Source organism: Paenarthrobacter sp. PAE-2 (assembly GCF_026013155.1).
Classification (GTDB): domain Bacteria; phylum Actinomycetota; class Actinomycetes; order Actinomycetales; family Micrococcaceae; genus Arthrobacter; species Arthrobacter ureafaciens.
In genome coordinates, this window is the sequence record NZ_JAPDNV010000029.1 from 1 (window position 1) to 12,478 (window position 12,478).

The window sequence follows — 12,478 nt, forward strand, 5'->3', positions numbered from 1 at the left end:
CACGATCACCCCGGTCACCGCAGCCTAACCCACCCCTACTTTCGTATTAGTTGGGTGCGCACGCTGGAAATGTTCGCTATAAGAACATGCGTGCGGAATATGAACATTTGTAGTAATCTCGATATCACCCGGCCCCGTGGACCCAGAAAATCCAAAGTCCGCGGTGCCGAAGTAAAAGGAGCTTGAGGATGAGCAACCGAGCCGAATCCGTTTTGGTGGGCCTGATAGGCGAAGGCGTCATGCCGTCGCTGACTCCGCCCATGCATGAACGCGAGGCCGATGTGCAGGGCCTTCGCTTGCTGTACCGCCCCATCGACCTTCTGGATCTCGCGTTGCCGGCAACCGCCGTCGGGGATCTCCTCACAGCCGCCGGCCGCATGGGCTTCAACGGCCTCAACATCACGCACCCGTGCAAGCAGCTGGTGCTGCAGCACCTTGATGAAGTGTCCGACGACGCCGATCGCCTGGGCGCCGTCAACACCGTCCTGATCCGGGATGGCCGGTTCATCGGCCACAACACGGACTTCTCCGGCTTCGGTTCGGCACTCACCGACGGGCTGTCCGCAGCCAAGCTGGACCGCGTCGTCCAGTTGGGCGCGGGAGGTGCCGGGTCCGCGGTCGCCTATGCGCTCCTCAAAGCCGGCGTCAAGCATCTGGACCTTGTGGACATGGACGCCAGCCGCGCGGCCGAGCGTGCCACTGAGCTCAGTGGACTTTTCCCGGTCGCGAACATCACCGCGCACACGCCGGCCGACTTGAAAAACGTCATGCCCCTCGCCGACGGCCTGGTCCACTGCACCCCGATCGGCATGGCTGCCCATCCCGGACTGCCGCTCGACATCGAGCTGCTGGAACCCCGCCACTGGGTGGCGGACATCGTCTATCGCCCTATCGAAACGCAGCTGGTCCGCGAAGCGCGCGCCAAGGGTTGCGACGTGCTCGACGGCGGCCGCATGGCGGTCGGTCAGGCGGCGGACGCCTTCAAGCTCTTCACCGGAAAAGACGCCGACCGCGACCGCATGCGTGATCACTTCCTTGAGCTCATCGCCACCGAAGAATCGGCACTCGTGAAGGCGGCCCACTGATGCGCACCGGGATCGCCACCGTCTGCCTCTCCGGCACACTGAAAGAGAAGATGCAGGCCTGCGCCATTGCGGGCTTCGACGGCATCGAGATCTTTGAGCAGGACTTGGTCACGTCGCCACTCAGTCCTGAAGATATCCGCAAGATGGCCGCCGACCTCGGCTTGGGCCTGGACCTCTACCAGCCGTTCCGCGATTTCGACGGCGTCACTCCGGACCTGCTGAAAGCCAACCTCAAGCGGGCCGAGGCCAAGTTCAGGCTCATGGCGCGCCTTGGCATGGACACCATCCTGGTCTGCTCCAACGTGGCTACGGCCACGATCGACGATGACCAACTGCGGGCAGAACAGCTCGCGCAGCTTGCCGCGCTGGCGGGGGAGCACGGCGTCAAGGTGGCCTACGAGGCCCTGGCATGGGGCAAGCACGTCAACGACTACGAGCACGCCTACCGCCTGGTGGAGGCAGTGGACCACCCCAACCTGGGCACGTGCCTGGACTCGTTCCACATCCTTTCCCGCGATTGGGACACCGCGCCCATCGAGGACATCAACGCGGACAAGATTTTCTTTGTCCAGGTGGCCGACGCCCCCAAGCTCTCCATGGACGTGCTGTCCTGGAGCCGCCACTACCGGGTTTTCCCAGGGGAGGGCCAGTTCGAACTCGCCAAGTTCATGGGCCACGTGGTCCGGGCCGGCTACACCGGCCCGGTATCCCTGGAGGTGTTCAATGACGTGTTCCGCCAGTCGGACGTGGAGCGCACGGCCGTGGATGCCATGCGCTCACTCATCTGGTTGGAGGAACAGAGCGCCAAGTGGCTGTCGGGCAACGCCGCCGCCGGGGCATCCGAACAAAAAGCCGCCGGCCGCCGTCGTTATCCCATGGAACTGGCCACCCTGCCCAAGGTGAACGAGCCCGCCGGGTTCAACTTCGCCGAGGTCAAGGCCGACGACACCGCGCAGCTGGAAAAACTCCTGGGCCAGCTTGGCTTCGAGTTCGAGGGCCGGCACCGCACCAAGGACGTCCAACTCTGGACCATGGGCCAGGCCCGCGTGATCATCAACGAGCAGGCCGCCTTGCACACGGAACCGGCTATCGCCGCTTTGGGGTTCGACGTCGACTCTCCAGTGATTGCCTCCGCCCGCGCCCAGCAGCTCAAGGCCCCTGTGGTGGCCCGCAAGGTCCAGGCTGACGAGGAAGTGTTCCAAGGCATCTCCGCCCCGGACTCCACGGAGATCTTTCTGTGCCAAGGCAGCCCCGACGGCACAGCGGCGTGGACGCAGGAATTCGGCGAAGGGCTGGAGCACCCGCGGGCAGCCCAGACAGCGGTCATTGACCATGTAAACCTCGCCCAGCCTTGGCAGCACTTTGATGAAGCTGTCCTTTTCTACACCAGCGCCCTCGCCCTGGAACCGCAGCCGTTCGCCGAGGTGCCCAGCCCCAGCGGCTTGGTGCGCTCGCAAGTGATGCAGGCCAGCAACGGCGCGGTCCGGCTGGTGCTTAACCTTGCGCCCGTGCAGCAGGCCTCGGCGCCAAAGACTTATCAGGAACACATCGCCTTCGCCGTGGATGACCTCGTGGCAACAGCCCGGTCAGCACGGGAACGCGGCCTTGAGTTCCTGCAGATTCCGGCCAACTACTACGAGGACCTGGACGCGCGGTTCGATCTTGAACCGGGTTTCCTGGCCACCCTCAAGGAGCTCAACCTCCTGTATGACCGGGACGCCAACGGGGAATTCCTCCACTTCTACACCGCCACCGTGGGCAGCGTGTTCTTCGAAATGGTGGAGCGCCGGGGCAACTACGACGGTTACGGAGCCCCGAACGCGCCAGTCCGCCACGCCGTCCAATACGACTCACTCCACCGGGCATAGCTGCCTGCACCCTGACAACGAAGTTGATAACGAAGCCACAGAAAGGAGCCGGTTGTGCCGCAAGACAACACCGCGCAAGCCCTTGAATCAGAGGAACTCGTGCCGCCGGCCGAGCCACACGCCGCCCACGACGCCGGAAAGGTGGAGACGCAGGCGGACCTCAGTGCCGAGATCAAGGCGATCGGCGACAAGTACGCCCAGGCCCTGAAGAACGGCAAGGCTCCTGAAACCATGCCGCGCCTGGACTATGCGCCTTACCGCAGCAGCATCCTGCGCCACCCCACCAAGAGCCTGCACCATGCCGACCCGGAAACGATCGAGCTCTACTCGCCCGCCTTCGGTCACCAGGACGTGCACGCGCTGGAGTCGGACCTGACCATCCAGCACAACGGCGAACCCCAGGGTGAGCGCATCATCGTCTCCGGCCGCGTCCTCGACGGCGACGGTCGCCCGGTTGCGGGGCAGCTCGTGGAAATCTGGCAGGCCAACGCCGCCGGCCGCTACATCCACAAGCGTGACCAGCACCCCGCCCCGCTCGACCCGAACTTCACCGGCGTCGGACGTTGCATCACCGGTGCCGACGGCTCCTACTCCTTCACCACCATCAAGCCCGGGGCGTACCCGTGGAAGAACCACCTCAACGCATGGCGCCCGGCCCACATCCACTTTTCCATGTTCGGCTCGGAGTTCACGCAGCGCATCGTTACCCAGATGTACTTCCCGGGCGACCAGCTGTTCCCGTTGGACCCCATTTACCAGTCGATCGTGGACCAGGATGCACGGGACCGCCTGGTGGCGACGTACGACCACGAGCTGACCAGCCCCGAATGGGCACTCGGCTACAAGTGGGACATCATCCTGACCGGTTCCAAGCGGACCTGGACCGAAAACGAAGCATACGGCGACGCCGGCGACGAGGAGTAAGCACATGAGCAAGCTGACACCCACACCGGGCCAGACGGTGGGACCCTTCTACGGCTACGCCCTGCCCTTCAACAAAGACAACGAGCTCCTTGCGCCGGGCAGCCCAGGCAGCATCCGGCTCCAAGGCACCGTGTACGACGGCGCGGGCAACACCATCCCGGACGCCATCCTCGAAATCTGGCAGCCGGACTCCGCGGGCAACATCGTCCAGCGCACGGGCTCCCTGATCCGCGACGGCTACACGTTCACCGGCTGGGGCCGCGGTGCGGTAGGCAACTCCGGCGTCTACACCTTCACCACCGTCAACCCCGGGCCGCTGAAGGCGGGAGCGGCACCGTTCATCTCCGTGGCAGTGTTCGCCCGCGGCCTCATGAACCGCCTCTTCACCCGCGTCTACCTTCCCGACAGCGAGGAAGCGCTGGCCAACGATCCCCTGTTGAGCTCCCTGGAACCTGAACGCCGCAAGACCCTCATCGCCCGCCGTGACCCCGACGGCGGACTCACCTGGGACATCAGGTTGCAGGGCGAGGGCGAGACCGTGTTCCTGGACTTCCAGCAGGACGGTTCGCTGGATTTGGCAAGCGGGGATTTGGCTTCCGGGGATTTGGCAACCTCATGACCGACGGCGACTTCGGCCTCCTCAGCCCCGTCACGGCCTCGCCTGCGGTGACGGCACTGACGGGCGACCGCGCCGTGATCGCGGCGATCCTCGACGTCGAAGCTGCCTGGGCAGCCGTTCTTGAGGAGTCCGGGCTGGCCCCGGAAGGGTCGGCAGCTGTGGTGGCCGAGGCCGCCGATCCACGTCACTATGACATCGCCGCCATCGCAGAACGTGCCCAAGGCGGCGGCAACCCGGTGATCCCGCTGCTCGGCGAACTCCGTGCACGCGTGCGCAGCATGGACACTGACGGCGTCGGCGCAGCCAAGGCCGTCCACACCTCGCTGACCAGCCAGGACGTGCTCGACACCGCACTCATGCTGCTGGCCAGCCGCACCGTTTCGGCGCTGCTGGTTGAGGTCAAGGGCACGACGACGGCGCTCGCCACCTTGGCGGCACAGCATGCGGACACGCTGTGCGTGGGCAGGAGCCTGACGCAGCATGCGCTCCCGTACACGTTCGGGCTCAAGGCCGCACAGTGGTTCCAAGGGGTGGCCGCTGCCGGATCTCGACTGGCCTCTCTGGAGTTGCCGGTGCAGTTCGGCGGCGCCGGCGGAACACTGGCTTCGGGCACCAAACTGACGGCAGGCTCTTCGGAGACGCCGTTCACGCTTGCCGATTCCGTCGCCGCCAAGCTCGGCCTGGCCCCGGCCGCCGCACCCTGGCACACCAACCGCCTGGCCGTCACGGGCCTGGGGCATTCGCTGGCTTCGTTGCTCGATTCATTCGGCAAGATCGCAGCGGACCTCGTGTTCCTGAGCCGCCCCGAGGTAGGGGAGTTGGGCGAACCCCTGGCCGCCGGACGTGGCGTTTCCTCGGCCATGCCGCAGAAACAGAACCCCGTCCTCTCCGTCCTGATCCGCAGCGCGGCATTGCAGGCTCCGGCACTGGCTTCACAACTTCATGCGGCTGCCGCAACCTTCAATGACGAGCGGCCGGACGGTGCCTGGCATACGGAATGGCCGGCCCTGCGTCGTTTGCTCGCGCTGGCGCTGGGTGCCGCCGGACACCTTCGGGAGCTGACGGAAGGCCTGCGGGTGTTCCCCGAGGCCATGCGCAGGAACCTGGAGATCTCAGGCCCGCTGCTCCTCAGCGAAGGCGTGACTGCCGCCGTCGCACCTCTGCTCGGCGAGGACGGAAAGCAGAAGCTGCAGGCCGTCGTCGATCAAACACTCCAGGCGCCGGCTTCGCAGCAAGCAGACACGTACCGCAAGCTCCTGCGCGAGGCGGTCCCGCCGGCAACGCTGCCCGACGCGGAGCTGGATGCCTTGCTGGATCCCGCGAGCTACCTCGGCGAGGCAGCGGAGATCAGCCGCCGCATCCTCGCCGCCTACCCCGAATTCACTGCTTCAACGAAGGGAACCACCCGTGGCTAAGCCAATCGTCAAGGCCGTGCTGCTCTCCCCACAGCGCGAGCCGGGATCCAAGCCGCTCCTGGTGGTGGGTCCGTCGCTGGGTACCTCCACCGTGCTGTGGACCGAGGCCGCCGCGCTGCTCGGCGACGAGTACGACGTCATCGGCTGGGACCTCCCCGGCCACGGCATGTCGCCGACCGCCACCGAAGGTTTCGGCGTTGCGGAACTGGCTGACGCCGTCGTCGACCTTGTTGACTCTGTTTCTCCTGGCGTCCGGTTCCACTACGCGGGCGTCTCGCTGGGCGGGGCAACGGGCCTGCAGCTGGGCATCAAGCACGGCGACCGCCTGCGGAGCCTCTCGGTCCAGTGCAGCGGCGCCAAGCTGGGCACCCCTGAGGGTTGGCTGGAACGCGCGGAAACGGTGCGGTCCCTGGGCACGCCGGTGATGATCCAGGGTTCGGCCGAGCGCTGGTTCGCCGCTGGTTTCATGGATCGACGCACGGATGTCAGCAGCCGCCTCCTGCACGCCCTCCGCGACGCCGACCGCTTCGGCTACGCGTTCTGCTGCGAAGCGCTTGCCGCCTTCGACGTCCGCGAGCAGCTTGGCAGCATCACTGTCCCCACGCAGGCGATTGCCGGCGTCGAGGATTCCGTGGCGCCGCCGTCGTTCGCGGAGGAAGTGGTGGCCGGGATCAAGGCGGGTGGCACTTTTGCGGTGGCGGAAGCGCTCGACGGCGTCGCACACCTGGCGCCGGCCGAAGCACCCGACGTTGTGGCTGGTTTGATGCGGAACTTCATGAAGGAGAACGGACTGTGAATAGCATTTCTGCGGGAAACCCGCAGCGGAGCGGCGACGCGTCCCGCTACGGCGCAGTGCAGCCGGAGGCCACGGGCCAGGAAATCTACGACGCCGGCATGGTAGTCAGGCGCGAAGTGCTGGGTGACGCGCACGTGGACCGGGCGAACGCCGGCATCGACTCCTTTACCGAGGACTACCAGGACATGATCACCAGGATCGCCTGGGGTGGCATTTGGACGCGGCCGGGATTGAGCCGGGAAATGCGTTCGGCCGTCACCCTCACGGCCTTGGTGGCGCACGGTCACTGGGAGGAACTGGCCATGCACATCCGGGCAGCCCTCAACAACGGCCTGAGCAGGGACGAGATCAAGGAAATCCTGCTCCAGACGGCCATCTATTGCAGCGTCCCGTCGGCCAACTCGGCGTTCAAGACGGCCCAGAAGGTCTTCGCGGACATCGACGCCGCCCCAGCCCCCAACTAGCGCCCCCGCACCCAACTAGCGCCCCCGCACCCAACCAGGTCGCATTAGTGCGCGTTTAGACCCCTCAAAACGCGCACAAATGCGACCCAGTTGGGTACCACGAAATGAAGGAAATCTTATGAACCAGGCTTTTGTGTACGATGCCGTGCGCACGCCGTTTGGCAAGTTCGGCTCCGGTCTTGCTGCCGTCCGTCCTGATGATTTGGCTGCGCACGTGGTCCGGGAGTCCGTGAAGCGGGCGCCGGGGCTGGATCCGGAGCGGATCGACGAGGTGGTGTTCGGCAACGCGAACGGCGCGGGTGAGGAAAACCGCAACGTTGCCCGCATGGCTACGCTGCTGGCCGGGCTGCCGGTCTCCATCCCGGGCACCACGGTGAACCGGCTCTGTGGCTCGTCGTTGGACGCGGCGATCATCGCATCGCGGCAGATCAACGCCGGGGACGCCGACGTCGTCCTCGTGGGCGGCGCGGAGTCCATGTCCCGTGCGCCGTGGGTTTTGCCGAAGACGTCCAAGCCCTATCCGGCCGGGGACATGACCCTGGCATCCACCACGTTGGGTTGGCGTTTGGTGAACCCCGCGATGAACAAGGACTGGACCATTTCCCTGGGCGAGGCCACCGAACGGCTGCGCGAGAAGTACGGGATCACGCGCGAACGGCAGGACCAGTTCGCTGCTGACTCGCACAACCAGGCCGACGCCGCGTGGAACGAAGGCTTCTACGACAACCTTGTCACCGCGGTTCCGGGCACGGACCTGGTCCGGGACGAGGGAATCCGTGCAGGTTCTTCGGCGGAGAAGCTGGCGGGGTTGAAGACGGTGTTCCGTCCCGAAGGTTCAGGGCCCGACGGCGGCACGGTCACCGCCGGGAACGCCTCGCCTTTGTCTGATGGTGCTTCAGCGGCGTGGATCGGTTCCGAGAACGCTGCCGGCATTCTTGGGCTGGAGCCGCTGGCCCGCATTGCCGGCCGCGGTGCCCACGGCAACAATCCCCAGTTCTTCGGGTACGCCCCGGTGGAGGCGGCGAACAAGGCCCTCGCGAAGGCCGGCATCGGCTGGGACCAGGTTGGCGCCGTCGAACTCAATGAAGCGTTCGCCGCGCAGTCGCTGGCGTGCGTGGACGCGTGGGGGATCGACCCCTCGATCGTGAACCGTCACGGCGGCGCGATCGCGATGGGCCACCCGCTGGGTGCTTCCGGTACCCGCATCCTGGGTACTTTGGCGCGGTCGCTGCAGGCCTCCGGGCAGCGGTGGGGCGTCGCGGCGATCTGCATCGGTGTGGGCCAGGGCCTGGCCGTGGTGCTCGAAAACGTCACTGCCGCCCCGTCGGCACAACCAGTAAAGGGTTAAGGGCGATGTTGAATTTCATTGACACTGTTGGCGAGGCCGTGGCCGGGATCAAGGACGGTTCCACGGTGATGATTGGCGGGTTCGGCAACGCCGGGCAGCCGTTCGAACTGATCGATGCGCTCATGGACTGCGGCGCGAAGGACCTGACCGTGGTGAACAACAACGCCGGCCAGGGAGACCAGGGCTTGGCGTTGCTGATTAAGGAAGGACGGGTGCGGAAGATGATCTGCTCCTTCCCGCGGCAGTCCGATTCGTGGCATTTCGACGCGAAGTACCACGCCGGTGAGATCGAGCTGGAGCTGGTTCCGCAGGGCAACCTGGCCGAACGTATCCGCGCCGCCGGGGCCGGGATCGGCGGGTTCTTCACACCTACCGGGTATGGCACCATGCTGGCCGAGGGCAAGGAAACCAGGTTCCTGGACGGCAAATGGCAGGTGTTTGAGACGCCGATCCACGCCGATGTGGCGCTGATCAAGGCGTTGAAGGCTGACGGCAAGGGCAACCTCGTGTACCGCAAGACGGCCCGGAACTTCGGCCCGATCATGGCAGCCGCGGCCAAGCACACCATCGTTCAGGTCTCCGAGATTGTGCCCACGGGTTCGCTGGACCCGGAAAACGTGGTGACCCCGGGGATCTACGTCAACAGCGTGGTCCGCGTTGACTCTGCAGCATCGAACGGAAAGGTGGCCTGAGCATGGGCACGCAAACAAGCATCCAAACCTCCGAAAAGCCCCTCGGCCGTGACGAGCTCGCCCAGTTGGTGGCCCGCGACATCACCCCGGGCTCGTTCGTGAACCTGGGCATCGGCCAGCCCACGCTCGTCTCCAACTACCTCACCGAGGACCAGAACATCACGCTCCACACGGAGAACGGGATGCTGGGCATGGGCCCTGTGGCGGTTGGGGACGAGATCGATGGTGACTTGATCAACGCCGGCAAGATCCCCGTCACGGAACTGGCCGGAGCCTCGTACTTCCACCACGCCGATTCGTTCGCGATCATGCGCGGTGGCCATCTGGACATCTGCGTCCTGGGCGCCTTCCAGGTCTCCGCCACCGGTGACCTGGCCAACTGGCACACCGGCGCACCCGACGCGATCCCCGCCGTCGGAGGTGCCATGGACCTGGCCACCGGCGCCAAGGACGTGTTCGTGATGATGACGCTCCTGACCCGCGACGGTGCCTCAAAGCTGGTGGAGCAGTGCACCTACCCCCTCACGGGCGTCGGCTGCGTCACCCGCGTGTACACCGACAAGGCAGTGTTCCTCACCGGACCCGACGGCGTCACCGTCCGCGAAACCTTCGGCTGCACCTTCGAAGAAATCCAGGAACTGGTACCGCTGCCCCTGAAAAGGGCTGAGTAGGCCCCGGCTTCAGCGCCACTAGGATTGATGACCATGACCGACTCCGCAGTTGCCCCGCAAGCCAGCGACCAGTACGTCCAGTCGCTGGCCCGCGGGCTCGCTGTTATCAGGGCGTTCGACGCCAACAACCCGGTCATGACTCTGAGCGAAGTCGCGGCGCGTACCGACCTGACCCGTGCGACGGCGCGGCGGTTCCTCTACACCCTGGTGGAGCTCGGCTACGTCCGCACCAACGGCAAGACGTTCGCTCTGACAGCCAAGGTTTTGCAACTGGGGTACTCCTACCTGTCGGCGTTGTCTTTGCCGCAGTTGGCGCAGCCGCATTTGGAGCAACTCAGTGTGAAACTGGGGGAGTCCACGTCGGCCGCCGTCCTTGATGGCCACGACATCTTCTATGTTGCCCGCGTGGCCACCAAGCGCATCATGAATGTCGGAATCACGGTGGGCACCCGCTTTCCGGCCTATGCGACGTCGATGGGCCGGGTCCTTCTGGCCGGGCTTCCGCAGGCCAAATTTGAGGCATACCTTTCGACGGCGGAGCTCAAGCCGCTCACGGCGCTAACCATCACCGATGCGGCTGACTTGAGGGCCGCCGTCGAGCGCGTCCGCCAGCAAGGCTGGTGCCTGCTTGACCAGGAACTCGAAATCGGGCTGATGTCCATCGCGGCCCCGGTGTGGAACCACAACAACGGCGACAACGTGGCGGCCATCAACGTGTCCTTGCAAGCGCAGGCGGTTGCGTCCCAGCCTGACCCGGAGGCGTACTTGGATTCAGTCCGGGAAGCCGTGGTTGCCACCGCCAAGGTGATCTCCCAGGATGTGTCGGCGAAGCACTGACGCCCTACTTCCGGATCGCCGCCAGCCGGGTTTCCAGGATCCGCCGCACCAGGGAATCGGGGAGGGGATTGTCCTCCGAGAAGCGCAGGGTCCCGGGAGACCAGGAGTATCCGCCGAGTTCCTCGGACATTTCCGGCAGGATCTGGCCGCTGAACGGGTAAAGCGCAAGGTGCTTCTTGGTTTCCAGGACGCTGACAAAGCCCTTGCCGTCCACCATAAGAGCAGGCATGCCGTAGCTTGTGCCTTCCTCCGCGTCGGGCGCCAGTTCACGGGCAATTTCCACGATCCGCTGCAGCAGGGAGCGGTGAGGGTCGGTGACGGTCTGCAGATATTCGGTGACGGTTCCCATAGGGCCATGCTCCCTCTTCAGGCGGGAATTCAACAGACAGCACTCAGTTAGGTAACAACCCTGCAAACGGTCTTCATGGTTGCCATGGGTCTCTTGTAGGATTCCTCACAAGCCTGGTTGCGCTGACGCACGACTGGGCTGCTTTGTTCCGTGCGCCGCTGGGAGGTGCCCGTGGACGGAGCTGAGCCGGTTGTGTACTGGGCGCAGTCGGCACAAATTAACATTGAAGGAAAAGTCGATGTCTAGAAGTGGGCTCTCTCTTCCCCCTGGCGGTGCCTTGGAAGGCCCGCCGAACGAACGCGCGGTCAGCGCGGTCCCTGCCGTGGACGACACCCGCGTCCGGCAGCAGGCCCTGGAAATCATCGAGTCCATCCTCGCTGAGACGGATCCCCGGAGCCAGCAGAGCCGGAGCAACCTCCAAGAGCGGTTCAGGCAACATCCCGACGATCCCAAGAGCGTCCTCCTTGAGCACTTGATCGTGACGCGTACCCAGCCGGCGACCGGCGCGGTTCCCGTTGTTCACCAAGACTCGATGAGCCTGAACCGTGAAACTGCGGAAGCTCCCCAGACAGTCACCATTCCGATTGACACCGAGGTGCGCAAGCGCATCCAGTCTGTGCTGCGGGACAAGCTGCTGCTCACGGCCTTCCAGCCCATACACGGTTTGCTTTCCGGGGACGTGATCGGCGTTGAAGCGCTGATCCGGTTCGTGGAGCAGGATGGTGCGGCGGCCGATGTGTGGTTCCGTGAAGCGTCGGAGGCGGGCCTCGGAACGGATCTGGAAATCGCGGCGCTCTCCTGCTCCTTGGCGGCTGCGGAGGATTTCCCGGACACCATGTTCGTGGCTTTCAACCTCAGCCCGGAAACGGCAGCGGACCCGCGGGTGCGGAAGCTCCTGGAAGGGGCCGGCTTGGCGCCGGACAGGATCGTTATTGAGCTGACGGGCAGCCTGGAGTTGGCCGACGGCTGGGACGATGACCATGGATTGGGTCCGTTGCGCCGCCGTGGACTGCGCCTTGCGGTCAGCGCATCCGGTGCGGGTTTTGTTTCCATGGACAAGATCGAGGAACTTCGTCCGGACATCCTCAAACTGGACCGCCACCTGATCGAGGGCATCGACAACTCTGAAGGGCAACGCATCCGCGCCCGTGCGGTTGTTGCGCTTGCCCGGGAACTGGGGTCCTCCGTGGTGGCCCAAGGCATCGAAACGGCCGGGGAGCTGCAGGAAGCAACCGCCCTCAACGTTGCCGCGGCTCAGGGCTACCTGCTCGGCCGCCCGTCGGTGCACCCCCTCGACTGGTCATCCTGGTCCCTGCACTCCCAAGCGGAAGCCCAGTCGGTCGGCTAGCAGCCTTGTAAAAAGCCCGACGGCGGTGCTGCCGCCGTCGGGCTTTTCATGTCATGCGGTGG

General features: G+C 65.2%; 13 protein-coding genes. 12 read left to right on the forward strand and 1 reads right to left on the reverse strand.

Annotated elements, in window-relative coordinates; translation table 11 throughout:
* Nucleotides 1-188: 188 nt before the first annotated feature.
* The 11 genes from OCL88_RS15705 (at nt 189) to OCL88_RS15755 (ending at nt 10,719) form a co-directional block, all read left to right on the forward strand.
* Nucleotides 189-1,085, forward strand: a complete 897-nt coding sequence (locus OCL88_RS15705) for a shikimate dehydrogenase (protein ID WP_264963096.1) — start codon at nt 189-191, stop codon at nt 1,083-1,085.
* Nucleotides 1,085-2,953 carry a bifunctional sugar phosphate isomerase/epimerase/4-hydroxyphenylpyruvate dioxygenase family protein gene (locus OCL88_RS15710; RefSeq protein WP_264963097.1) on the forward strand — a complete coding sequence of 623 codons (1,869 nt, stop codon included), beginning with the start codon at nt 1,085-1,087 and terminating at the stop codon, nt 2,951-2,953. The genes OCL88_RS15705 and OCL88_RS15710 overlap by 1 nt, the downstream gene beginning before the upstream one ends.
* Before the next feature lie 54 nt (nt 2,954-3,007).
* Complete coding sequence (gene pcaH / locus OCL88_RS15715) at nt 3,008-3,877, forward strand: protocatechuate 3,4-dioxygenase subunit beta (protein ID WP_062098587.1); 870 nt, start codon at nt 3,008-3,010, stop codon at nt 3,875-3,877.
* 4 nt (nt 3,878-3,881) lie between these two features.
* Entirely contained in the window at nt 3,882-4,496 is a 615-nt protein-coding gene (pcaG, locus tag OCL88_RS15720; RefSeq protein WP_264963098.1) for a protocatechuate 3,4-dioxygenase subunit alpha, read from the forward strand.
* On the forward strand, nt 4,493-5,911 hold the full coding sequence (locus tag OCL88_RS15725) for an adenylosuccinate lyase family protein (protein ID WP_264963099.1): 1,419 nt from the start codon (nt 4,493-4,495) through the stop codon (nt 5,909-5,911). Before pcaG ends, OCL88_RS15725 begins: the two co-directional genes overlap by 4 nt.
* Nucleotides 5,904-6,707, forward strand: a complete 804-nt coding sequence (locus OCL88_RS15730) for an alpha/beta fold hydrolase (protein WP_201433851.1) — start codon at nt 5,904-5,906, stop codon at nt 6,705-6,707. The genes OCL88_RS15725 and OCL88_RS15730 overlap by 8 nt, the downstream gene beginning before the upstream one ends.
* Complete coding sequence (pcaC, locus tag OCL88_RS15735; protein ID WP_370583556.1) at nt 6,704-7,171, forward strand: 4-carboxymuconolactone decarboxylase; 468 nt, start codon at nt 6,704-6,706, stop codon at nt 7,169-7,171. The genes OCL88_RS15730 and pcaC overlap by 4 nt, the downstream gene beginning before the upstream one ends.
* A gap of 118 nt (nt 7,172-7,289) precedes the next feature.
* Complete coding sequence (locus OCL88_RS15740; protein WP_264963100.1) at nt 7,290-8,519, forward strand: thiolase family protein; 1,230 nt, start codon at nt 7,290-7,292, stop codon at nt 8,517-8,519.
* A 5-nt stretch (nt 8,520-8,524) separates the two neighbouring features.
* Nucleotides 8,525-9,211, forward strand: a complete 687-nt coding sequence (locus OCL88_RS15745) for a 3-oxoacid CoA-transferase subunit A (protein ID WP_264963101.1) — start codon at nt 8,525-8,527, stop codon at nt 9,209-9,211.
* 2 nt (nt 9,212-9,213) lie between these two features.
* A complete protein-coding gene (locus tag OCL88_RS15750) occupies nt 9,214-9,882 on the forward strand; it encodes a 3-oxoacid CoA-transferase subunit B (protein WP_264963102.1) in 669 nt (222 codons plus the stop codon).
* A gap of 33 nt (nt 9,883-9,915) precedes the next feature.
* The gene (locus OCL88_RS15755) at nt 9,916-10,719 is read left to right on the forward strand and encodes an IclR family transcriptional regulator C-terminal domain-containing protein (RefSeq protein ID WP_264963103.1); all 804 of its coding nucleotides are present in this window, start codon (nt 9,916-9,918) and stop codon (nt 10,717-10,719) included.
* Between the two features lie 4 nt (nt 10,720-10,723).
* On the opposite strand, the gene OCL88_RS15760 is transcribed toward OCL88_RS15755, so the two are convergent.
* A complete protein-coding gene (locus OCL88_RS15760; RefSeq protein WP_166186765.1) occupies nt 10,724-11,068 on the reverse strand; it encodes an iron chaperone in 345 nt (114 codons plus the stop codon).
* A 238-nt stretch (nt 11,069-11,306) separates the two neighbouring features.
* Between OCL88_RS15760 and OCL88_RS15765 the strand changes: the two genes are divergently transcribed.
* On the forward strand, nt 11,307-12,416 hold the full coding sequence (locus OCL88_RS15765; RefSeq protein ID WP_264963104.1) for an EAL domain-containing protein: 1,110 nt from the start codon (nt 11,307-11,309) through the stop codon (nt 12,414-12,416).
* The last annotated feature ends 62 nt before the right edge of the window (nt 12,417-12,478 follow it).